The sequence below is a fragment of the Pseudomonas aestiva genome, assembly GCF_039908605.1.
Lineage (GTDB): Bacteria > Pseudomonadota > Gammaproteobacteria > Pseudomonadales > Pseudomonadaceae > Chryseomonas > Chryseomonas aestiva.
Map to the genome: position 1 here is coordinate 2,606,859 of NZ_CP150916.1, position 22,939 is coordinate 2,629,797.

General features: G+C 66.9%; 19 protein-coding genes and 1 tRNA gene. 14 read left to right on the plus strand and 6 right to left on the minus strand.

Annotated features, from left to right (window positions below; all coding sequences use genetic code 11):
- The first annotated feature begins 7 nt into the window (after positions 1-7).
- The 5 genes from kdpA to AABM56_RS12210 all read left to right on the plus strand — a co-directional run bounded on the left by kdpA (position 8) and on the right by AABM56_RS12210 (position 7,672).
- Positions 8-1,705: a potassium-transporting ATPase subunit KdpA gene (kdpA, locus tag AABM56_RS12190; protein WP_263259372.1), complete on the plus strand. Its 1,698-nt coding sequence runs from the start codon at positions 8-10 to the stop codon at positions 1,703-1,705.
- 1 nt (position 1,706) lies between these two features.
- Positions 1,707-3,737 carry a potassium-transporting ATPase subunit KdpB gene (gene kdpB / locus AABM56_RS12195; RefSeq protein WP_133860674.1) on the plus strand — a complete coding sequence of 677 codons (2,031 nt, stop codon included), beginning with the start codon at positions 1,707-1,709 and terminating at the stop codon, positions 3,735-3,737.
- A gap of 10 nt (positions 3,738-3,747) precedes the next feature.
- Positions 3,748-4,299, plus strand: coding sequence for a potassium-transporting ATPase subunit KdpC (kdpC, locus tag AABM56_RS12200; RefSeq protein WP_133860675.1), 552 nt, complete (start codon positions 3,748-3,750; stop codon positions 4,297-4,299).
- Entirely contained in the window at positions 4,296-6,920 is a 2,625-nt protein-coding gene (locus AABM56_RS12205; protein WP_133860676.1) for a sensor histidine kinase KdpD, read from the plus strand. Before kdpC ends, AABM56_RS12205 begins: the two co-directional genes overlap by 4 nt.
- A 62-nt stretch (positions 6,921-6,982) precedes the next feature.
- Positions 6,983-7,672: a response regulator gene (locus AABM56_RS12210; RefSeq protein WP_133860677.1), complete on the plus strand. Its 690-nt coding sequence runs from the start codon at positions 6,983-6,985 to the stop codon at positions 7,670-7,672.
- 303 nt (positions 7,673-7,975) lie between these two features.
- On the opposite strand, the gene AABM56_RS12215 is transcribed toward AABM56_RS12210, so the two are convergent.
- The 4 genes from AABM56_RS12215 to AABM56_RS12230 form a co-directional block, all read right to left on the minus strand.
- The gene (locus AABM56_RS12215; RefSeq protein WP_007158514.1) at positions 7,976-8,350 is read right to left on the minus strand and encodes a histone-like nucleoid-structuring protein, MvaT/MvaU family; all 375 of its coding nucleotides are present in this window, start codon (positions 8,348-8,350) and stop codon (positions 7,976-7,978) included.
- 350 nt (positions 8,351-8,700) lie between these two features.
- Entirely contained in the window at positions 8,701-9,276 is a 576-nt protein-coding gene (locus AABM56_RS12220; RefSeq protein WP_133860678.1) for a hypothetical protein, read from the minus strand.
- A gap of 155 nt (positions 9,277-9,431) precedes the next feature.
- Positions 9,432-9,508 (minus strand) — tRNA-Asp (locus AABM56_RS12225).
- A gap of 164 nt (positions 9,509-9,672) precedes the next feature.
- The gene (locus AABM56_RS12230) at positions 9,673-10,620 is read right to left on the minus strand and encodes a LysR family transcriptional regulator (protein WP_133860679.1); all 948 of its coding nucleotides are present in this window, start codon (positions 10,618-10,620) and stop codon (positions 9,673-9,675) included.
- A 178-nt stretch (positions 10,621-10,798) separates the two neighbouring features.
- Between AABM56_RS12230 and AABM56_RS12235 the strand changes: the two genes are divergently transcribed.
- The 7 genes from AABM56_RS12235 to AABM56_RS12265 all read left to right on the plus strand — a co-directional run bounded on the left by AABM56_RS12235 (position 10,799) and on the right by AABM56_RS12265 (position 17,944).
- On the plus strand, positions 10,799-12,097 hold the full coding sequence (locus AABM56_RS12235) for an MFS transporter (RefSeq protein ID WP_133860680.1): 1,299 nt from the start codon (positions 10,799-10,801) through the stop codon (positions 12,095-12,097).
- Positions 12,098-12,109: 12 nt separating this feature from the next.
- Positions 12,110-13,294, plus strand: a complete 1,185-nt coding sequence (rhmD, locus tag AABM56_RS12240; protein ID WP_133860681.1) for an L-rhamnonate dehydratase — start codon at positions 12,110-12,112, stop codon at positions 13,292-13,294.
- Positions 13,295-13,315: 21 nt separating this feature from the next.
- Positions 13,316-14,650: an MFS transporter gene (locus AABM56_RS12245; RefSeq protein WP_133860682.1), complete on the plus strand. Its 1,335-nt coding sequence runs from the start codon at positions 13,316-13,318 to the stop codon at positions 14,648-14,650.
- A 20-nt stretch (positions 14,651-14,670) separates the two neighbouring features.
- A complete protein-coding gene (locus tag AABM56_RS12250) occupies positions 14,671-15,471 on the plus strand; it encodes an aldolase/citrate lyase family protein (RefSeq protein ID WP_133860683.1) in 801 nt (266 codons plus the stop codon).
- 13 nt (positions 15,472-15,484) lie between these two features.
- Positions 15,485-16,918, plus strand: coding sequence for an aldehyde dehydrogenase (gene aldA / locus AABM56_RS12255; protein WP_347883277.1), 1,434 nt, complete (start codon positions 15,485-15,487; stop codon positions 16,916-16,918).
- Between the two features lie 108 nt (positions 16,919-17,026).
- Positions 17,027-17,251 (plus strand): DUF2188 domain-containing protein, encoded by a 225-nt coding sequence (locus AABM56_RS12260; protein ID WP_133860685.1) that lies wholly within the window; start codon positions 17,027-17,029, stop codon positions 17,249-17,251.
- A gap of 126 nt (positions 17,252-17,377) precedes the next feature.
- Positions 17,378-17,944, plus strand: a complete 567-nt coding sequence (locus AABM56_RS12265) for an NUDIX hydrolase (RefSeq protein ID WP_133860686.1) — start codon at positions 17,378-17,380, stop codon at positions 17,942-17,944.
- A gap of 100 nt (positions 17,945-18,044) precedes the next feature.
- Here the strand turns inward: AABM56_RS12265 and gabD are convergent, their stop codons facing one another.
- Together gabD and AABM56_RS12275 are read right to left on the minus strand one after the other, a co-directional pair.
- Positions 18,045-19,490 carry an NADP-dependent succinate-semialdehyde dehydrogenase gene (gene gabD, locus AABM56_RS12270; protein ID WP_347883278.1) on the minus strand — a complete coding sequence of 482 codons (1,446 nt, stop codon included), beginning with the start codon at positions 19,488-19,490 and terminating at the stop codon, positions 18,045-18,047.
- Positions 19,491-19,542: 52 nt separating this feature from the next.
- Positions 19,543-20,949: a cytosine permease gene (locus AABM56_RS12275; RefSeq protein WP_347883279.1), complete on the minus strand. Its 1,407-nt coding sequence runs from the start codon at positions 20,947-20,949 to the stop codon at positions 19,543-19,545.
- Positions 20,950-21,221: 272 nt separating this feature from the next.
- On the opposite strand from AABM56_RS12275, the gene AABM56_RS12280 reads away from it, so the two are divergent.
- On the plus strand, positions 21,222-22,259 hold the full coding sequence (locus AABM56_RS12280; protein WP_133860689.1) for an LLM class flavin-dependent oxidoreductase: 1,038 nt from the start codon (positions 21,222-21,224) through the stop codon (positions 22,257-22,259).
- An 84-nt stretch (positions 22,260-22,343) separates the two neighbouring features.
- Positions 22,344-22,934 carry an amino acid synthesis family protein gene (locus AABM56_RS12285; RefSeq protein WP_133860690.1) on the plus strand — a complete coding sequence of 197 codons (591 nt, stop codon included), beginning with the start codon at positions 22,344-22,346 and terminating at the stop codon, positions 22,932-22,934.
- The last annotated feature ends 5 nt before the right edge of the window (positions 22,935-22,939 follow it).

Consider the following 22,939-nt stretch of genomic DNA (forward strand, 5'->3'; position numbering starts at 1 on the left):
AGGCGGCATGGACAGCCAAGCCGCGTTCCTGATCCTGGCCTTTCTGGCCCTGACCTTTCTTCCCGCGCCCTTCCTGGGACGCTACTTCTACCGCGCGCTGGAAGGCGAGCGGACCTGGCTGACCTTTGTCGGCGGACCCCTGGAGCGCCTGACCCTCAAGCTGGTGGGCACCGATGGCCGCGGCCAGGACTGGCGCACCTATGCCATCGCCCTGGTGCTGTTCAATGGGCTGGGCATCGGGCTGCTGTTCGCCATCCTCGTGCTGCAGGGCAGTCTGCCGTTGAACCCGCAGCAGCTGCCCGGGCTGGAATGGACCCTTGCGCTGAACACTGCCATCAGTTTCGTCACCAACACCAACTGGCAGGCCTATAGCGGCGAAGCTTCGCTGAGCTATTTCAGCCAGATGGTCGGCCTGGGCGTGCAGAACTTCGTCAGCGCCGCAGTGGGCGTAGCCGTGCTCGCCGCCCTGGCCCGCGGCATCACCCGCCGCAGCGCCCAGGAGATCGGCAACTTCTGGGTCGACCTGTTCCGCGCCACCTTCTATGTGCTGCTGCTGCTGTGCGTACCCCTGGCGCTGTTACTGATCTGGCAGGGCGTGCCCCAGACCTTCGCGAGCTATGTCGATACCACCACCGTGCAGGGCGCGACGCAGACCCTGCCGCTGGGCCCGGCCGCCAGCCAGATCGCCATCAAGCAGCTGGGCACCAACGGGGGCGGCTTCTTTGGTGTCAACTCCGCGCATCCCTTCGAGAACCCCACGGCGCTGAGCGATCTGCTGGAGCTGTCGGCCATCCTCATGATTCCGGCGGCCCTGGTGTTCAGCTTCGGTCACTACGTCAAGGATCGGCGGCAGAGCTGGGCGATCTTCGCCGCCATGTTCGGCCTGCTGGTGGTTGGAGGTACTGTCGCCATCGTTGCCCAGAACCACGCCAACCCCGCCTTGGCCGGCCTGGCGATCACCCAGGGGGCGTCCCTGGAAGGCCTGGAGACGCGCTTCGGCGGTACTGCGTCAGCGCTCTGGGCGACGGTCACCACGGCCGCCTCGAACGGTTCGGTGAACTCCATGCATGACAGCCTGGCGCCGCTGACCGGCCTGATCGCGCTGTTCAACATGATGCTTGGCGAGGTGATCTTCGGCGGCGTCGGCGCCGGTCTCTACGGCATGCTGCTCAATGTGCTGATCGCCGTCTTCATCGCCGGCCTGATGGTGGGCCGCACCCCGGAATACCTGGGCAAGAAGCTGGAAGCCCCCGAGGTGCGGCTGCTGGTGGCGACTCTGCTGGTGATGCCGCTGGGCGTCCTGGTGCTGGGCGCCATCGCCGCCAGCGTCCCGGCCGGCGTCGCCGGAATCACCGCCACGGATCCCCATGGCTTCAGCCAGCTGCTCTATGCCTATACCTCGGCCACGGCCAACAACGGCTCGGCCTTTGGCGGCTTCGGTGCCAATACGCCCTTCCACAACCTGATGCTGAGCCTGGCCCTGCTGATCGGTCGCTTCGGCTACATCCTGCCGGTCCTGGCCATCGCCGGTAGCCTGGCGGCCAAGCGCCCCGTGCCGCTCGGCCCCAACAGCTTTCCCACCCACGGGCCGCTGTTCGTCACCCTGCTGGTGATCACCCTGCTGCTGGTGGGTGGCCTGACCTTCCTGCCGACGCTCGCCCTGGGGCCGATCGCCGACCATCTGCAACTGTTCGGAGTCCGTTGAAATGGATGCCCAGACCCACACCCTGCCCACTCCTACCCCTGGCACCCTGTGGCGCCAGGCGCTGCGGCAGGCCTTCGTCAAGCTCGACCCGCGCCAGCAGATCCGCTCGCCGGTGATGTTCGTGGTGGAGATCACCGCGCTGTTCTCCACCCTGCTGTGCCTGGCGCCCAACAATGGCGTGAGCACCGGGGTGGCGGTGCAGATCACCCTCTGGCTGTGGTTCACCCTGCTGTTCGCCAACTTCGCCGAAGCCCTCGCCGAGGGGCGTGGCAAGGCGCGCGCCGACAGCCTCAAGGGCATCGGCCAGAACCTCGCCGCGCGCCTGGAGGAAAACGGCGAGCAGCGCATGGTGCCGGCCAGCTCGCTGCGCAAGGGCCAGATCGTGCGGGTGGAAGCCGGCGAGCTGATCCCCGGTGACGGCGAGATCATCGAAGGCGTGGCCGCGGTCAACGAAGCGGCCATCACCGGGGAATCGGCCCCGGTGATCCGCGAATCCGGCGGCGATCGCTCGGCGGTCACCGGCAACACCCGGGTGGTGTCGGACTGGATCCGGGTGCGCATCACCGCCAACCCCGGCGAATCGACCCTGGACCGCATGATCGCCCTGGTGGAAGGCGCCAAGCGCCAGAAGACCCCCAACGAGGTCGCCCTGGACATCCTGCTGATCGGCCTGACGCTGATCTTCCTGCTGGTGGTGGTGACCCTGCAGCCCTTCGCCGCCCTGGCCGGTGGCGAGCTGCCGCTGCTGTTCCTGGTGGCGCTGCTGGTAACGCTGATCCCCACCACCATCGGCGGCCTGCTCTCGGCCATCGGCATCGCCGGCATGGATCGCCTGGTGCGGCTGAACGTGATCGCCACCTCGGGGCGCGCCGTGGAAGCCGCCGGTGACGTCCATACCCTGCTGCTGGACAAGACCGGCACCATCACCTTCGGCAACCGCCGCTGCAGCGCCCTGTACGCGGCCCAGGGCATCACCCCCAAGGCCCTGGCCGAGGGCGCCCTCTATGCCTCGCTCGCCGACGAAACCCCGGAAGGCCGCTCGGTGGTGGAATACCTGCGCAACCTGCACCCGCTGGAGGAGCCGCCGCGCGCCCAGGTCACGCCCATTCCCTTCAGCGCCGAGACGCGCCTGTCGGGCATCGACTGGCAGGGCCGCGCGTATCGCAAGGGTGCGGTGGACGCCGTGCTGATGTTTCTCGGCCAGACCCGTGCCGACCTGCCGGAGGTACTGGCCCGGGAGATCGAGACCATCGCCAAGAGCGGCGGCACCCCGCTGCTGGTCTGCGGCGAAGGCCGGCTACTGGGCGCCATCCACCTCAAGGACGTGGTCAAGCCGGGCATCCGCGAGCGCTTCGCCGAGTTGCGCACCCTGGGCATCCGCACCGTGATGGTGACCGGCGACAATCCCCTGACCGCCACCGCCATCGCCGCCGAGGCCGGAGTGGACGACGTCATCGCCGAAGCCACCCCGGAGAAGAAGCTGGAGCGCATCCGCAGCGAACAGGCCGAGGGCAAGCTAGTGGCCATGTGCGGTGACGGCGCCAACGACGCCCCGGCCCTGGCCCAGGCCGATGTCGGCATGGCGATGAACGACGGCACCCAGGCCGCCCGCGAGGCCGCCAACCTGGTGGATCTGGATTCGGACCCCACCAAGCTGCTCGACGTGGTGCAGGTGGGCAAGGAACTGCTGGTGACCCGCGGTGCCCTGACCACCTTCTCGGTGGCCAACGACGTGGCCAAGTACTTCGCCATCCTGCCCGCGCTGTTCGCCGGCATCTATCCGCAGCTGAACGTGCTCAACGTGATGCACCTGGCCAGTCCGCAGAGCGCCATCCTCTCGGCCATCGTGTTCAACGCTCTGATCATCGTCGCGCTGATTCCCCTGGCGCTGCGCGGGGTGCGGGTCAAGGCCGCCAGTGCCGCCGCCCTGCTGCGCCGCAACCTGCTGATCTATGGCCTGGGCGGCATCGTCGTGCCCTTCGTCGGCATCAAAGCTATCGACCTGGCGCTCGGCGCCCTGGGTCTGGTCTGAGGAGACCGCCATGCTCATGCAATTGCGTTCCGCCGTGTTGATGCTCCTGCTGCTCAGCGCCCTGACCGGAGGCGCCTACCCGCTGCTGGTGACGGTGCTCGGCCAGGCGCTGTTCGCCGACCAGGCGGGCGGCAGCCTGCTCCACCGCGCCAACGGCAGCGTGGTCGGCTCACGCCTGATCGCCCAGAAATTCACCGGCCCCGAGTGGTTCCAGCCGCGCCCCTCGGCGGGCGACTACGCCACCGTCTCCAGCAGCGCCAGCAACCTGGCCCAATCGGCGCCGGGGCTGCGCGAACGGATCGAGAAGGCGCTTCCCGACGTGCAGGTGGCCGGCCAGGGCCCGGTGCCTCAGGAACTGGTGACCACCTCCGCCAGCGGCCTCGATCCGGACCTCACCCCGGCCGGCGCCCGCTATCAGATCGCCCGTATCGCCGCCGCGCGAGGTCTCTCACCCAAGCGTCTGGACGCCCTGGTCAGCGAGCAGACGCACACCTCGCGCTTCGGCCCGGCAACGGTTAATGTCCTGCTTCTCAATCTGGCCCTGGCGGAACTGGCTCCATGACCGACAGCACCGGGCGCGCCGAGGCGCTGCTCGCCGAACACCGCGAAGGCCGTGGACGCCTCAAGGTCTTCCTGGGGGCGGCGCCTGGCGTAGGCAAGACCTACGCCATGCTGCAGGCGGCTCAGACCGCCCTGCGCCAGGGCCGCCGGGTGCGCGCCGGGATCGTCGAAACCCATGGGCGGCGGGAGACCGCCGCCCTCCTCGCCGGCTTGCCGCAGCAGCCGTTGCGGCGAGTCGAGCATCGCGGCCTCAAGCTTACCGAGCTGGATCTGGAAGGCCTGCTGGCCGACCCGCCGGAACTGGTGCTGGTCGACGAACTCGCCCACAGCAACGCCCCCGGCAGTCGCCATGCCAAGCGCTGGCAGGACGTCGCGGACCTGCTTGCCGCCGGCATCCACGTCTATACCACCGTCAACGTCCAGCACCTGGAAAGTCTCAACGACGAGGTGCGCGACATCACCGGCGTCCAGGTGCGCGAGACGGTGCCGGACCAGGTGCTACTCGACGCCGATGACCTGGTGCTCATCGACCTGCCACCCCGGGAGTTGCTGGAGCGCCTGCGCGAGGGCAAGGTCTATGTGCCCGAGCAGGCGCGCGCGGCCATCGATGCCTTTTTCAGCCAGACCAATCTGACCGCCCTGCGCGAACTGGCCATGCGCACCGCCGCTGCCCAGGTGGATTCGGCGCTCGCCCTGAGATACCGCCAGCAGGGCCAGGCCGCGCCACCGCTGCTGGGGCGCCTGATCGTCGGCGCCGGCACCGCGCCTTCGGCGGAGCGCCTGGTGCGCCATGCCAGCCGTCTCGCCGACCAGCGCCACCTGCCCTGGACCCTGGTCCATGTCGATACCGGCCAGCCGCTGGACGACACCGCCCGCGCCAACCTCCAGGCCAGCCAGCGCCTGGCCGAACGCCTGGGGGGCGAGGTGCTGACCCTGAGAGACAGCGATCCGGCCCGCGCCCTGGTCCGCCATGCCCGCGACCAGCGCGCCAGCGTGCTGCTGATCGGTCGCGGCCGGCCGCGTGGCTTCAGCCTGCGGCGCCGTATGGCCAGTCGCCTGCTGCGTCTGGCCCAGGGGCTGGAGATCGCCATCCTTGACCTGGATCGCGACGCGCCGCCCGCCGCCCGACCACGCCGGGCGCTCAGGCCCGGTCCCTATGGCGCCGCCGTCCTGGCGACCGGCGTGGCCACGGTCATCGCCGAGGGCCTGTCCGGGCTGCTGGAACTGCCCAATATCTCGCTGATCTTTCTTGCCGCCGTCCTGCTGGTGGCGGTGCGCAGCAGCCGCGGTCCGGCGCTGTTCTGCGCCCTGCTGGGCTTTCTCGCCTACGATTTCCTGTTCATCCCGCCGGCCTTCTCGCTGACCATCAACCGCGAGCAGGACGTCCTCACCCTGGCCTTCTTCCTGCTGATGGCCCTGCTCACCGGTGACCTGGCCGCCCGCCAGCGGCGCCAGCTACAGGCACTGCGCCGCACCCAGCGCGAGACCCTGGCGCTGCTGGACTTCACCCGCCAGCTGAGCGCCGCCAGCGATCGCCAGGCGGTGGTCAGCGTCACCCTCAAGCAATTAGGGGATGCGACGCGCCACATCTGCCTGCTGCTGCCGGAAAAGGCGGGGCAGCTGGTGACCCAACCGGGCGACCTGCTCCTGGCAGACCACGAACGCATCGCCGCCGAATGGGCCTGGAAGCAGGAAAAGCCGGCAGGCTGCGGCACCGACACCCTGCCCTCCGGTGGCTGGTGGTGGTGGCCGCTGCTAGGCGAGGGTGGCAGCCTGGCTGTACTGGGCATACGGCGCGACGATGCCCAGCCCCTGGACCACGCCGAGCGGCGCCAGCTGGCCAGCCTGGCGCAGCCGCTGGCCCAGGCCCTGGCGCGGGTGCGCCTCAGCGAGGATCTCGAAGCCGCGCGCCTGCATGGCGAGACCGAACAGCTGCGCAGCGCCCTGCTCGCCTCGGTGTCCCATGACCTGCGCACGCCGCTGACGGTGATGCGCGGCTCCATCGATGCCCTGGCGACCCTGGGCGACGCGATTCCGGCCAGCGATCGCCAGGAGTTGCTGGACGCCACCCGCCATGAGGCCGAACGCCTCGATCGCTATATCCAGAATCTGCTCGACATGACCCGCCTGGGCCATGGCAGCCTGCAGCTGGCGCGGGACTGGGTCGACCCCGGCGACATCCTCGCCAGCGCCCTGCAGCGCCTGCAGCCGCTGCTGAGCGGATTGCAGGTAGCCACCCGGATCGAGCCGGGCCTGCCGCTGCTCTGGGTTCATCCGGCGCTGATCGAACAGGCGCTGGTCAATGTGCTGGAGAACGCCATCCGCTTCTCCGCACCCGGCGGCCGGCTGGAAATCAGCGTGCTACGCCAGGGCAATGAACTGCAGCTGGCCGTGGCCGACGAAGGCCCGGGCATTCCGCCCGAGGATCGCACGCGGATCTTCGACATGTTCTATACCGCCGCCCGCGGCGACCGGGGTGGGCAGGGAACCGGTCTGGGGCTGGCGATCTGCCAGGGTATGGTCGGCGCCCATGGCGGACGAGTCAGCGTGGAAGACGGCCTCGATGGTCGCGGCACCACGCTGCGCATGCACCTGCCACTACCCGCTCCTCCGGCCGAATAAGGCCAGGCCACCCGGCAATCGCAGCGGCTATGATGACGCCTTCTCGTGTGGAACCCGCTCAGATGCCCGCTCACGTCCTCGTCATCGACGACGAACCCCAGATCCGCAAATTCCTGCGCATCAGCCTCGCGGCCCAGGGCTACCAGGTCAGCGAAGCCGCCACCGGCACCGAGGGCCTGGCCCAGGCGGCGCTGAGTCAGCCGGACCTGGTCATCCTCGACCTGGGCCTCCCCGACCGCGATGGCCAGGAGGTGCTGGTCGATCTGCGCGAATGGTCCGCGGTGCCGGTGCTGGTGCTGTCGGTGCGGGCGGACGAGCGCGAGAAGGTCCGCGCCCTGGATGCCGGCGCCAACGACTACGTGACCAAGCCCTTCGGTATCCAGGAATTCCTGGCCCGCAGTCGCGCCCTGCTGCGGCAGACCCCGACCACGGCGACCCAGCAGGTCGCGGCGCTGGAGGTGGGTGATCTGAAAGTGGATTTCGCCTATCGGCGGGTCGCTCTGGGTGGCAGCGAAGTGGCCCTGACGCGCAAGGAGTACGCCGTGCTGGCCGCCCTCGCCCACCATCCGGGACGGGTAGTGACCCAACGGCAATTGCTGATCGATATCTGGGGCCCGACCCATGCGCAAGACAGTCATTATCTGCGCATCGTAATTGGCCATCTCCGGCAGAAGTTGGCGGATGATCCGCTGGCACCGCGCTATATCGTCACGGAGCCCGGCGTGGGTTATCGCCTGCGGGTCGAAGGTTAGCCGTCCTGGGCTGAATGCCGCTCGCCCAGTGCGGAAATAAGCCACCTCCCCCATCATTACCCGGTCCTTCACCGTCCGCATAAAGCGGCTTGCTTTGGCCTCGCTTGAAAATGCGCAGGGAATTAAAAGATATGATGAATGCAATGGTAGCTGCAGTTAGAGCTACACCAGGAAGACCATTGTCCCTGGTATGGGCTTGAACGTGGCGGAATTGCGGGACGCGCCGAGATTGCAGCGGCGGGAAAAGGATTCCGGTCGATAGGTCTGCCTTGCGCAGCTACCGACCGAAATCCAGGCAAGACGTTACTGCAGCCAGCCTTCCACGGTATCGGCGCCGTGTTCGGCTTTCCAGGCTTTGAGCAACTTGTGGTTGCCGCCCTTGGTTTCGATGATTTCGCCAGTCTTGGGATGCTGATAACGCTTGGTGCTGCGCGGACGACGCTTGCCAGCCGGCTTTTCCGGATGCGGCGTCTGCGCCTTGTGCTTGGGGGCAGCGTTGGGATCCAGAATGCCGATGATATCACCCAGATTCATGTGATATTCATCCATCAGCGCCTGGAGCTTACTTTCGAATTCGATTTCTTTCTGCAGGGAACTGTCTTGCTTGAGATCTTCGAGCAGTTGCAGTTGGGCACGAAGTTGCTCTTCGGCAGCACGGAATTCGGCGAGACGGGACATGGGCACTCCTGGCAACAATCTGAAAAAGGCTAATGGAAACTTCGCCCGCGAGCGAAAGTTGCAGGCGAAGATAAAGGATTGACGCCTCGGATGCCAGCGACACGTAATCCTTTTAAAAAAATAGCGGCCACTTCTTGCGACGGCAAGTTTGAATATTAAGAAAACCTTAAGCCAAGCCGGAGAATTGGCGCCAACAAGGTCTTGATAGGCATCTTCGCAAGTAATCTGGCAGTAACCGAATCCATCGAAGCGTTGCCAACTGAAAACAAACCCTCAGCTCAACTGCATAATCATGCAGAAGTTGGTGAAACTTGCAGGTTTTGACTTCGCGAAGCGGTCTGGCATGCCCCTCAGGCAGATGCATCCAGATCGGGTTGCGCCTCGATCATGGGCGGCCAGTTGAACGTCCGGGCTATTACTCGCCGGTATTCGGTGTCTATGGCTACCGGCGTCCGGCGGATATAGTCGCGCGCATGCGCCTGCCGCTCGTGGTCGAGTTTGCGCAGGTAGTCCAGCGCCTGCTCCGCCGTGGGCATGCGCTGATTGAGGCCGCCGCTGCGCGGCGGCAAAGCGGTCCAGACCACGGCGTCGACACCCTGCCCCGCCGCCCAGGCGGCGACGCGCTGCTGGAACGGCGAGTGCGGGCCGCTTGGCCAGCTGCCGATACACTCGGGTTGCTCCCGCGGTACCCCTTCGCGCTCGCGCAAGGCGTCGCGTGCCTTATCCAGAGTGTCGACCGCCAGATAGGACCAGAGCACCTGGACCTCGGCCACGCCCTCGCAGATGACCGTGGCCAACTCGCCGCTGTCGCCCTCCCGGGCGAATTCGATGGGCAACCAGGGTCCGTCGGCGAACCAATCCGAGGCGACCGGCAACTCCGCCGCCTTCCAGATCAATGAACCCCAACCCAGACAGGCGATCTTCATGGCCACTCCCGCGCATCGATGATAACCATTGGAGGCTACCGAAGCGTTGGGGTTTCCCGGCGGCAAGACGTGGCGACAAAAATGCAGGACGAAAAAAAGCGGCCTCGAGGGCCGCTTCTTTCGTTACCCGCGAGGCAGAGCTCGCGAGAGGTATGTGGCGCAGCGGACGGGACTCGAACCCGCGACCCCCGGCGTGACAGGCCGGTATTCTAACCGACTGAACTACCGCTGCGCATGGAAGCCTTGCGGCATCCCGCTGGTACCTAGCGAGAACCTGTTCAGCGGGGTTCTCTGCACCAGCGGCCGCTAAGATACTGATTTATCAGGGAAGAAACAACAGGGCCAGCGAAAATATTTCTCGCCATGCAAGGGCGGCGGCGCACGTCAGGGCGGCGCTCAGACAGGGGTGCCCGCGGCCTGGCGTCTGAGCAAGCCGAGAAAGCCCTCCAGCGCCGCGCTGGGTACCTGGCCGGTGCGCAGCAGGATCCCGAAGGGTGTCAGGGGTTCGGTGATTTCCAGGTCGAGCGAGACCAGCAGTCCGGTACGCAGGTGATCGCGCACCACCGCCTCGGTCAGCACCAGGATGGCGTCGGTGATCTGTACCAGCTGCAGCATGGCGAACACCGAGCCGCATTCGATGACATCGGCCGGGGGTGGCAACTGGCGCCGGGCGAAGGCCGCCTCCAGCGCCACCCGGGCCGGACTGGCTTCGGGTTGCAGGATCCAGGGCCAGTCCGCCACCAGCTCGGCCAGATCGGGTGGCGCGCGATCGGTCAGGGGATGTCCGGTGCGCACCACCACCGCCAGGTGCTCGTTGCCCAGCGGCTCGAAGGTGAAGCGACCGAGGTCGGCCGGCTGGGTGAAACGGGCGATGGCCACATCGATCCGCTCCTGTTCGAGCAGTTCGGTGAGCTGGTCGCTGGTGTCGCCGAGGATACGCAACTGCAGGCCGGGTTGGCGCGCCTTGCTCGCGGCGATGGCGCGCACCACCAGATCGGGCAAGGCACCCATGATGGCCCCCACCGCCAGATGCCCATAACCGCCGGAGCGACGTGCATCGAGGTCTTCGGCGCAGCGATCCAGGCCATTGAGCGCACGGCGGGCGAATTCGATGATCTCCACGCCCAGCGCCGTGGGCGTCAGGCCCCGCGCCTGACGCTCGAACAGCACGCAGCCAAAGGCCTCCTCCACGTCCTGCAGCATGCGCGTGGTGGCCGGCTGCGACATGTGCAGGGCTTCGGCAGCACGGTGCAGATTGCGGGTCCCGGCCAGGGTCACCAGCATCAGCAGGTGCTTGTAGCGCAGCCGGCCGAACAGCGCACGGGCATGGGGGGAAGCGTTCATCGGCAGCATCCTGGAGGCGCGAGCGGAGGCGTCCAGCCGGGCTCGACGGCTCTGGCCAGGCGGGTGAGGCATACCGATACCTTAAGGGTATCGGTCCTAAACAAAAAGCGATTATCCAGGCATTGCAACTGCGACTACCTTGAGCCGTGGCCGAATCACAACAACAAGAGAGATCGCCATGCACACCACCCTGTCACCGGGGCTGGTCGCCAAGGTCACCCGGCGCCTGCTGCCCTTCCTGCTGCTGATGTACGTCATGGCCTTTCTCGACCGGGCCAACGTGGGTTTCGCCAAGGTTGCCTTCCAGGCCGATACCGGCATCTCCGACGCGGCCTTCGCCTTTGGCGCCGGGGTCTTCTTCGTCGGCTACGCCTTTCTCGAGATTCCCAGCAATCTGATCATGCACCGCGTCGGCGCCCGGCTGTGGATGTGCCGGATCATGGTGAGCTGGGGCCTGATCTCCGCCGCCATGATGTTCGCCCACACGGCGACGGCCTTCTATGTGCTGCGCTTCCTGCTCGGGGTGGCCGAAGCCGGCTTCTTCCCCGGCGTCATCCTCTACCTCACCTACTGGTTCCCCTCGCGCTATCGCGCCCGGGCACTGGGCTTCTTCTACTTCGGCGCGCCCCTGGCCTTCATCTTCGGCAGTCCGCTGTCGGGCCTGCTGCTGGAATTCGACGGCTTCGGCGGTCTGCACGGCTGGCAGTGGATGTTCCTGGTCGAAGGGGTGCTGGCCAGCCTGGTAGGTGTCTGGGCCTGGTTCTACCTGGACAACCGACCGCGCGACGCCCGCTGGCTGAGCGACGCGGAAAAGCAGGCGCTGCAACAGGCGCTGGACGCCGAGGACGCCGCCAAGCCGCATCAGGGCGGACTGCTGCGCCTGCTCGGTCAGCCGCGCATCCTCCTGCTGTGCAGCATCTACCTGCTGATCCAGGCCAGCGTCTATGGCGTGGTCTTCTACCTGCCGACCCAGGTGGCCGGGCTGCTCGGGCAGAAAGTCGGGCTGCTGGTCGGCCTGGTCTCGGCGATTCCCTGGGTCTGCGCCCTGCTCGCCGCCTGGCTGATCCCCAGCTGGTCGGATCGCACCGGCGAACGCCGCCGTACCGCGGCCGCCACCCTGGCCATTTCCGGTCTGGGCATCGCCGCCTCGGTGACCTTCTCGCCGCTCTATGCGCTGCTCGCCCTGTGCTTCGCCGCCGCCGGCTTCATCGCGGTGCAGCCGCTGTTCTGGACCTTTCCGTCCGACCAGTTGCGCGGCAGCGCCGCCGCGGGCGGCATCGCCCTGATCAATACCTGTGGCGCCATCGGCGGCTTCATCGCGCCCCTGGCCAAGCGCTGGGCCGAAGTGACCTTCGCCCATCCCGGCGCCGGCCTCTATCTGCTCGCCGGCACCACCCTGGTGGCCGCCGCCCTGATCCTGGGCCTGCGCCGCCGCGACCAGGCCGATCCCCAACCCCAGCTCACGCCCAGTCATTAAGGGAGCTTCGCCATGACCCTACCCACCATCAAGCAGGTGCGCGCCTACACCCTTCGCGGCGGTGGCGCCGACTATCACGACCAGGGCGACGGCCACTGGATCGACGACCACATCGCCACGCCCATGGCCAAGTACCCGGAATACCGGCAGAGCCGCCGCAGCTTCGGCATCAATGTGCTGGGCACCCTGGTGGTGGAAGTCGAGGCCAGCGACGGCACCGTGGGCTTCGCCGTCACCACCGGTGGCGAGCTGGGTGCCTTCATCGTCGAGCGGCACCTGGCACGCTTCCTGGAGGGCGCCAAGGTCACCGACCTGGAAAAAATCTGGGACCAGATGTACCTCTCCACCCTCTATTACGGGCGCAAGGGCATCGTGCTCAACACCATCTCCGGAGTGGATCTCGCGCTCTGGGACCTGCTCGGCAAGCTGCGCCAGGAACCGGTGCACCAGTTGCTCGGCGGCGCCGTGCGCGACGAATTGCAGTTCTACGCCACCGGCGCCCGGCCGGACCTGGCCAAGGAGATGGGCTTCATCGGCGGCAAGCTACCGCTGCAACATGGCCCGGCCGAGGGCGAGGAAGGCCTGCGCAAGAATCTGGAAGCCCTGGCGACCATGCGCGAGCGGGTCGGCGACGACTTCTGGCTGATGCTCGACTGCTGGATGAGCCTGGACCTCAACTACGCCACCCGCCTGGCCCAGGGGGCCCAGCAGTACGGCCTCAAGTGGATCGAGGAGGCGCTGCCGCCGGATGACTACTGGGGCTATGCCGAACTCAGGCGCAACGTGCCGAAGGGCATGCTGGTCACTACCGGCGAGCACGAGGCCACCCGCTGGGGCTTCCGCCTGCTGCTGGAGATGGGTTGCTGCGACATCCTGCAACCAGATGTCGGCTGGTGCGGCGGCCTCACCGAGCTCATCCGCATCTCGGCGCTGGCCGATGCCCACAACGCCCTGGTGGTGCCCCATGGCTCCTCGGTCTACAGCTACCACTTCGTCATCACCCGCACCAACAGTCCCTTCGCCGAGTTTCTGATGATGGCGCCCAAGGCCGACGAGGTGGTGCCCATGTTCCATCCGCAGCTGCTCGACGAACCCGTCCCGGTGCGGGGCCGCATGCGCGCCTCGGCGCTGGATCGGCCCGGCTTCGGGGTGCGCCTCAATCCGGAGTGCGCCCTGGAACGTCCCTATCGCCACTGAGGCGTTGCCCAGGAGGGCTGGATGAAAGCGACCCAAGACACCCTGGCGGCACCGGTACCGGATGCGCGCCCCGCGGCGACGCCGCTGCCACCCAAGAGCGCTCGCCTCAAGCGGATCCAGGTGATCGCCCTGGCGCTGCTGGTACTGGCGGGCTTCGTCAACTACCTCGACCGCAGCACCCTGGCCATCGCCAACCAGACCATCAGCGGCGAACTGGGCTTCACGCCGACCGAGATGGGCCTGCTGCTGTCGGCCTTCGCCTGGGCCTATGCCTTCGCCCAGTTGCCCATCGGCGGTCTGCTGGATCGCTTCGGCGCGCGCCTGACACTGGGCCTGGGCATCTGCCTCTGGTCGCTCGCCCAGGGCGTGCTCGGGCTGCTCAGCAGCCTGCACCTGATGATCCTCGCCCGCGTCGGCCTGGGCATCGGCGAGGCGCCGCAATTTCCGGCCGGCGCCAAGGTGGTCAGCGAGTGGTTCAACGTGCGCGAGCGCGGCCTGCCCTCCGGCATCTTCAACCTGTCGTCCTCGCTGGGGCCGGCGATCTCCCAGCCGATCCTCACTGCGCTACTGCTGTGGCTGGGCTGGCGGCAGATGTTCATCGCCATGGGGGTGCTCGGCGTTGCCGTCGCGGCGCTCTGGTACCTGAGCTATCGCGACCGGGTGCAGGTGGTGCTGGACGCCGCGGAGCGGGCGCACCTGGATGCCGGCCTGCCACCCCAAGACGCCGGCCAGCGGCTGACCTTCGCCGACTGGCTGGGGTTGTTCCGCCGCCGCCTGACCTGGGGCGTGGTGATCGGCTACGTCGGCATCATCTACATGCTGTCGCTGTTCCTGACCTGGCTGCCAGCCTACCTGGAGCGGGTTCACCACCTGTCCCTGTCCCAGGCCGGCTGGGTCGCCAGCCTGCCGTTCCTGGCCGGCGCCTGTGGCGTAATCGGTGGTGGCCTGCTGGTGGATCGCCTGACCCGCAGCGGGCGCAGCCTGGCCTTCAGTCGCAAGCTGCCGATCTGCGGCGGTCTGGCCGCGGCCGGGCTATTCGCCCTGTGCAGCGCCGGGGTGACCGGCATCGGCAGCGTCATCCTCTGCTTCAGCCTGGCGCTGTTCAGCCTCAACGTGGCGGTGGCCGGCACCTGGTCGCTGGTGAGCGTCGCGGTGCCCTCGCACCAGGTGGCCTCGCTGGCCAGCATCCAGAACTTCGGTGGCTACTTCGGCGGCGCCTTCGCCCCGGTCATCACCGGCATGATCGTCCAGCAGACTGGCTCCTTCGGCCTCGCGCTCGGCATCGCCGCCGCCGTCGCGGTGGCCGGTGCCCTGAGCTATGGGCTGCTGGTGCGCCTGCCGGACACCCCTTCCTGATTCCCCTGGAGACGACCGTCATGGATCTGCCGCGCAATCCCTTCAAGGCCCGCCTCACGGGCAGCGACACCCTCTACGGCCTCTGGGCCGGCTTCGCCACCGGCTATGCCGCCGAGATCGCCGCCGGCACCGGCTACGACTGGCTGCTGATCGACGGCGAGCACGCCCCCAACACGGTGCCAAGCATCCTCGCCCAGTTGCAGGCGGTGGCGCCCTACCCCACGGCGCCGGTGGTGCGTTGCGTGACCGGCGATGCGGTGCTGATCAAGCAGTTGCTGGACATCGGCGTGCAGACGCTGATGGTGCCCATGGTGGAGACCGCCGAGCAGGCCCGCGCCCTGGTGCGCGCCATGCGCTATCCGCCCCACGGCATCCGCGGCGTCGGCGGCGGCCTGGCCCGCGCCACCCGCTGGGACGCGGTACCCGACTACCTGCACAACGCTCACACCGAGTTGTGCCTGATCGTCCAGGTGGAATCGCGGCTGGGCAGCGACAACGTCGCCGAGATCGCCGCGGTGGAGGGCGTGGACGCCGTCTTCGTCGGCCCGGCCGACCTCTCCAGCGGCCTCGGCCATGCCGGCAATCCGGGCCATCCCGAGGTGCAGGCGCGTATCCGCGCCGCCATCGATGCCACCCGCGCGGCCGGCAAGGTGGCCGGGATCCTGGCGCCCCAGGAAGACGATGCCCGGCGCTATCGCGACTGGGGTTGCCAGTTCGTTGCCGTCGGCATCGACATCAGCCTGTTCCGCCAGGCGGCGCTGGCCAACCTGGCCCGCTATCGCCCCCTCGAAGCGCCCCAGGCGCCCTCTCGCACCTATTGACCCGGAGTCCGCCATGGCCGATCTGCCTCTTTACCAGAACTACATCGATGGCCGCTTGCTGCCGGCCGCCGAGGACTTTCTCGTCCATAACCCCGCCACCGGCGAGGCCCTGGCCCGGGTACCGGCGTCCAGTCGCGAGGACGTCGACCAGGCCATCGCCGCCGCCCGCCGTGCCCAGAAGGCCTGGGCGCGCAAACCAGCCATCGAGCGCGCCGGCTACCTGCGGCGCATCGCGGCAAAGCTGCGTGAGCACGCACCGCGGCTGGCCCGGACCATTGTCGCCGAACAGGGCAAGGTCCATGGCCTGGCCGAGGTGGAGGTCAATTTCACCGCCGACTATCTCGACTACATGGCCGAGTGGGCGCGGCGCATCGAAGGCGAAATCATCACCAGCGACCGACCCGACGAGCAAATCTTTCTGCTGCGCAAGCCGCTGGGCGTGGTGGCCGGCATCCTGCCCTGGAACTTCCCCTTCTTCCTGATCGCCCGCAAGCTGGCGCCGGCGCTGATCACCGGCAACACCATCGTCATCAAGCCCAGCGAAGAAACCCCGATCAATGCCCATGAATTCGCCCGCCTGGTGGCCGAGACCGACCTGCCGCCCGGGGTCTTCAACCTGGTCAGCGGTGCCGGCGCCGTGGGGGGCCAGCTCAGTGCCCATGCCGGCATCGACATGGTCAGCTTTACCGGCAGCGTCGGCACCGGCTCGCGGATCATGGCCGCTGCCTCGCCGAATCTGACCAAGCTTAACCTGGAGCTGGGCGGCAAGGCGCCGGCCATCGTCCTGGCCGATGCCGACCTGGACCTGGCGGTCCGGGCGATCCGTGACTCGCGCATCATCAACACCGGCCAGGTGTGCAATTGCGCCGAGCGGGTCTATGTGGAACGCGCGGTGGCCGAGGACTTCATCGAGCGCATCGGCCGCGCCATGGCCGCCACCCGCTATGGCGACCCCCAGGCCGACACCAGCGTGGAGATGGGACCGCTGATCAACGCCGCCGGCCTGGACAAGGTGGCGGCCAAGGTCGACGTCGCCCTCGGCCAGGGCGCCCGCCTGGTCACCGGTGGCCGTCGCGCCGACCTGGGTCGCGGCTTCCACTTCCAGCCCACGGTGCTGGCGGACTGTCGCGCGGACATGCCGATCATGCGCGAAGAAATCTTCGGCCCGGTGCTGCCGATCCAGGTGGTGGACGATCTCGACGAGGCCATCGCCCTGGCCAACGACTGCGAATACGGCCTCACCTCCTCCGTCTATACCCGCAGCCTGGGCAAGGCCATGCACGCCATGCGCGAGATCGACTTCGGCGAGACCTACATCAACCGGGAAAACTTCGAGGCCATGCAGGGCTACCACGCCGGGGTGCGCAAGTCCGGCATCGGCGGCGCCGACGGCAAGCACGGACTCTATGAGTACACCCACACCCAGGTGGTCTATCTGCAGGGCTGAGGCTGGCTACCTGGTCCAACCGCTTCGCTCGAATGTTCTCGGGCGAACGCGGGTCGAAACAGGCGCAACCCAAGACCAGGCGCGGGCCAGCGGCCCCAGGGAGACCAGATGCAGAACTACCACATCCTACCCACCGACACCGGCTGGGAATTCAAAGAGGAACATGGCGATCGTGCCCTGCTCAAGGCGTCGACCAAGGACGCCCTCGTTCACCAGGCAGCGCAATACCTGGATGGCAAGACTGGCAGCGTCAAAATCCACACCAGCGACGGTCGTATCGAAGAAGAGCGTACCTATCCCCGCAGTGCGGACCCGGCCCAGTCCAAGGGTTGAAGTGTCAGGCCATTGCTGCTGATCACGGCAGGGTCCTGCTTTGACCGCATCCCCCTCGCCTACCATCCGTAGCGGTGGTATACCGTAAGACCATAACAATCAGAATGGCGGTCAAGCGAGGTCAGCATGAATTCATCTCCGCGTTTCTGCTGCCAGTGCGGCAGCGCCGAACTCCGGCGTGGCCGGCCCGCTGGGGATAGCCACGAGCGGCTGCTGTGCACCGCCTGCGGCCATGTGCTCTATGACAATCCGCGGGTGATTGCCGGGTGCCTGGTGGAGCATCAGGGCCGCTATCTGCTCTGTCGCCGGGCCATCGAGCCGCGGCTTGGCTACTGGACCCTGCCCGCGGGCTTCATGGAGAACGGCGAGAGCGCCGAGCAGGCGGCCTTGCGTGAGACCTGGGAAGAAAGCGGGGTGCGGGCGCGAATATTGGCACCCTATTCCATCTTCAACGCCACGACGGTCAACCAGGTCTATCTGATCTTTCGCGCCGAATTGATCGAGATCGCCGCCGACGCCGGTGTCGAGACCCTGGAGCGCCGTTTCTTCGCCCCGGACGAGCTGCCCTGGGCCGTACTGGCCTACCCCTCGATCCAGCAGATCCTGGAGCGCCGTCTGCACGAGCAGGCGCAGGGTCAGCATGGCCTCTATTTCGGTACGGCCGAGGCCGGGCAGTTGCATCCCTTGGGTTGATGGCGCCGGGAGCTGTTGGGCTTCGACGGTGCAGCCGTCTCAACCCAACCTACGGCGGCTGGTAGGTTGGGTTGAGCGCCGCGAAGCCCAACGAGAGCGATCAGATCCCCAGGCAGAGGTACTTGATCTCCAGGTAGTCCTCGATGCCGTACTTGGAGCCTTCGCGGCCCAGGCCCGAAGCCTTGACGCCGCCAAAGGGGGCGACCTCGTTGGAGATCAGGCCGGTGTTGATGCCGACCATGCCGTACTCCAGCGCCTCGGCCACGCGGAACACGCGGGACAGGTCGCGGGCATAGAAGTAGGAGGCCAGGCCGAATTCGGTGTCGTTGGCCAGCTCGATGACCTCGGCCTCGTCCTTGAAGCGGAACAGCGGCGCCAGCGGGCCGAAGGTCTCTTCCTTGGACACCCTGGCGCTCCTGGGCACGTCGGCGAGGATGGTCGGCTCGAAGTAGCTGCCGCCGTTGGCGTGGGCCTTGCCCCCGGCGATGACCCTGGCGCCCTGGCTCACGGCGTCGTCGATGTGTTCCTTGACCTTGGCCGCCGCCTTGGCGTCGATCAGCGGGCCGATGGTCACGCCCTCTTCCAGGCCGTTGCCGACCTTGAGCTTGGCCACCGCGGCCTTGAATTTCTCGGCGAAGGCGTCGTAGACACCGTCCTGGATATAGAGGCGGTTGACGCAGACGCAGGTCTGGCTGGCGTTGCGGTACTTGGAGGCGATGGCGCCTTCCACGGCCTTGTCCAGGTCGGCGTCGTCGAAGACGATGAAGGGCGCGTTGCCGCCCAGCTCCAGCGACAGCTTCTTGATGGTGGGCGCGCTCTGCTCCATCAGCTTGGCACCGATCTCGGTGGAGCCGGTAAAGGAGATCTTGCGCACGATGGGGCTTTCGGTCAGCTCGGCGCCGATCTCGGCGGCGGAACCGGTGACCACGCTCAGCACGCCCTTGGGAATGCCGGCGCGCTCGGCCAGTTCGACCAGGGCCAGTGCCGAGTACGGGGTCTGGCTGGCGGGCTTGATGACCATGGTGCAGCCGGCGGCCAGGGCCGGACCGGCCTTGCGGGTGATCATCGCGGTGGGGAAATTCCACGGCGTGATGGCGGCGGTGACGCCGATGGGCTGCTTGATCACCAGGATGCGCTTGTCGGCCTGGTGGCCGGGGATGGTGTCGCCATAGATGCGCTTGGCTTCTTCGGCGAACCACTCGATGAAGGAGGCGGCATAGGCGATCTCGCCCTTGGCCTCGGCCAGCGGCTTGCCCTGCTCCAGGGTCATCAGCCGGCCCAGGTCGTCCTGGTTCTCGATCATCAGCTCGTACCAGCGCCGCAGCTTGGCCGAACGCTCCTTGGCGGTCAGCGCGCGCCAGCCCGGCAGGGCGCGATTGGCGGCGTCGATGGCACGCTTGGTCTCGGCGCGGCCGAGCTTGGGAATGGTGCCCAGGGTCTCACCGGTGGCCGGGTTGTCCACGGTGACGGTGGCACCGCTGTCGGCGTCGATCCAGGCGCCGTCGACATAGGCTTGCTGGCGAAACAGGGAAGCGTCTTGCAACATGAGCGGGGTTCCTCGGGAGGGGATTGAAGGTGGTTTTCGACAGCGCCGCCGATCATTGTGCCGAGGCAGCCTGCAGCCGGGCGGCCTGGGCCGGCGAGCCCTGGTAGGCCAGCCAGAAATACAGCTGGCAGGTCACCAGCAGCCCGAACAGCCAGGACAGATCGGCGCCCGCCACCAGGTCGGCATAGGGCCCCTTGAACAGCGCCGTGTTGGCGAACGGCAGCTGCACCAGGATGCCGACCGCATAGGCGGCGATGGCATGGCCGTTGAAGCGGCCATAGCGGCCGCCGTCGGCGGCGAACAGCGAGGGGATGTGATAGTCGCCGCGCTTGATCAGATAGAAGTCGATCAGATTGATGGAGGCCCAGGGCACCAGGATCATGGTCATGGCGAGCACCAGGCCGATGAATCTTTCGATGAAATCGGCGGAGGCCATCAGCGCCACCCCGCAGCAGCCCACCAGCACCAGACTCGACAGCACCACCTTGACCCTGACACCCGGCGTCCAGCCAGCAGCGAAGGTCTGCACGCAGGTGATGATGGCGAGCACCGCGCCATAGAGGTTGAGCGCGTTGTGACTGATGATGTTGAGCAGGAACAGCACCATCAGCACCGGACCCAGCCAGCCGGTGGCCTGGGCCACGGCAGCCATGGCGTCGCCGCCGGCCGGCACTGCCAGTACCGCCACCACACCAAAGGAAAAGGCCAGGATGGTGCCCAGGGTGGCGCCGAGATAGGTCGCCCAAAAAGGACGCGCGATGCCGACGGCTTCCGGCAGATAGCGCGAATAGTCGCTGGTGTAGGGCGAGAAGCTCAGTTGCCAGATCACCCCGAGCGACAGGGTGGCAATGAAGCCGCTGCCGTTGAGGCCGCCCCGGGTCAGGAAATCCGCCGGCAGCGGCTGGCTCAGCATCATGGCGAAGCCGGCCAGCAGTCCGGCGCCCATCACCCAGGTGCCCCAGCGATTGAGGGTGTGGATGCAGCGATAACCGATCACCCCGATGGCCGTGGCGCTCAGGGCACCAAGCACGATGGCCAACGGCATGGGTACGACCGGCACCAGACCCTGGATCGACTTGCCGGCCAGCACCACGTTGGAGGTGAAGAAGCCCACATAGATCAGCGCCGTGACGCAGACGATCAGCAGAGCGCCATAGCGACCGAACTGGCCGCGACTCTGCACCATCTGCGGGATGCCCAGGCGCGGCCCCTGGGCCGAGGCCAGGGCCAGCACCACCCCGCCGAGCAGATGCCCGAGCACGATGGCCAGCAGGCCCCAGGCCAGATTCAGGTGGAAGGACTGGACCACCATGGCGCCGGTGACAATGGGCAGCGGCGCGATATTGGTGCTGAACCAGAGGGTGAAGAGATCGCGGCTATGGCCGTGGCGTTCGGCCGGGGCGACGTGATCCACGGTATGGGTTTCGATAGCGACGGCAGAGCGAGGGGCTGCGGACATCCAGGAATTCCATTGTTGTAGTTGTGGAAGACGCCTGCTGGACAGGTCGTCCTGGTGAGCAGAAAGTATTACGGCATACCAGATTACACAACCGCCTTTTGGCCTGTGGAAGTGACGTCTGGGGACTACCGCCGAATCTTGTTACATCTCTGCTTGCCAGTTCGCGTATTATGGTATACCAATAAAAACATCGACTGGTCGAGCCGTCGCGTACCGCCAACAAGAGACACCCGAGCCCTGGGCCGAGGTGAAAGACAAGAGGTAGGCTTCTTATGAAATTTTCCCTGTTCGTGCACATGGAACGCTGGGACGAAAGCGTCAGCCATCGGCAGCTGTTCGAAGAGCTGACCGAACTGACCCTGATGGCTGAAGCCGGCGGTTTCTGCACCGTCTGGGTCGGTGAGCATCATGCGATGGAATACACCATCTCCCCCAGCCCCATGCCGATCCTGGCCAACCTGGCGGCGCGTACCTCGGCCATCCGTCTGGGCGCCGGCACCCTGATCGCGCCCTTCTGGCACCCCCTGCGGGCGGCTGGCGAATGCGCCCTGCTCGACGTGATCAGTGAAGGCCGCATGGAAGTGGGCCTGGCCCGTGGCGCCTACCAGGTGGAATTCGATCGCATGGCCGGCGGCCTGCCCGCCACCGCTGGCGGCAAGCATCTGCGCGAACTGGTCCCGGCGCTGCGCAAGCTCTGGGAAGGCGACTACGCCCACGATGGCGAAGTCTGGCAATTCCCCACCTCCACCAGCGTGCCCAAGCCGATCGGCACCCCGCCGATCTGGATCGCCGCGCGGGATCCGGATTCGCACAATTTCGCGGTGGCCAACGGCTGCAACGTCATGGTCACGCCGCTGATGAAGGGCGACGAGGAAGTGGTGGACCTCAAGCACAAGTTCGACAACGCCCTGGCCAACAACCCCGGGGTAGCCCGGCCCAAGCTGATGGTGCTGCGCCACACCCATGTGCACGCGGCGGAAGAACCCGAGGGCTGGAAGATCGGCGCCCAGGCCATCGGCCGTTTCTACCGCACCTTCGATGCCTGGTTCGGTAACAAGGAAACCCCGGTCAACGGTTTCCTCGCTCCCAGTCCGGAAGAAAAGTTCGCCGGCCGCCCGGAGTTCGAGCTGGAGAACATCCGCAAGAACACCATGATCGGCACCCCCGACGAGGTCATCACCCGCCTGCGTCACTACGAGGAACTGGGCGTCGACGAATTCAGCTTCTGGTGCGACAACAGCCTGCCCTTCGCCGAAAAGAAGAAGTCGCTGGAGTTGTTCATCGACAAGGTGGCACCGGCCTTTGCCTGATCCAGGGTCCGCGCCCCGGCGCGGACCTGCAACACGCCCGAGGGCGTGGCATACCATCATCCAACAGACATCCCAGGAGTCAGCATGAGTTTCGAAATCCGCAAGGTCGTCACCTATCTCGAAGAGACCCACAGCGAAGGCGGCAAGGCCACCGACAAGCCGGTGACCATGGCCGGCGTCGCCGTGGTGATTCGCAATCCCTGGGTCGGCAAGGGCTTCGTCGAAGACCTCAAGCCTGAGATCAAGGCCCACTGCTCCGACCTCGGCGCCTTCATCGTCGAGCGCCTGACCCGCGCCATCGGCGGTGCCGAGCGCATCGAGGCCTATGGCAAGGCGGCGGTGGTCGGCGCCGACGGCGAGATCGAACACGCCTCGGCGGTGATCCACACCCTCAGATTCGGCAACCACTACCGCGAGGCGGTCCAGGCCAAGAGCTACCTGAGCTTCACCAACAAGCGCGGTGCCCCGGGTACTTCCATCCAGATCCCCATGATGCACAAGGATGACGAGGGCCTGAGATCCCACTACATCACCCTGGAAATGCGCATCGAGGACGCACCGCGGGCCGACGAGATCGTGGTGGTGCTGGGCGCCGCCGACGGTGGCCGCCTGCATCCGCGCATCGGCAACCGCTACATCGACCTCGAGGAACTCGCGGCTGAAAAGGCGCGCTGAGGAGA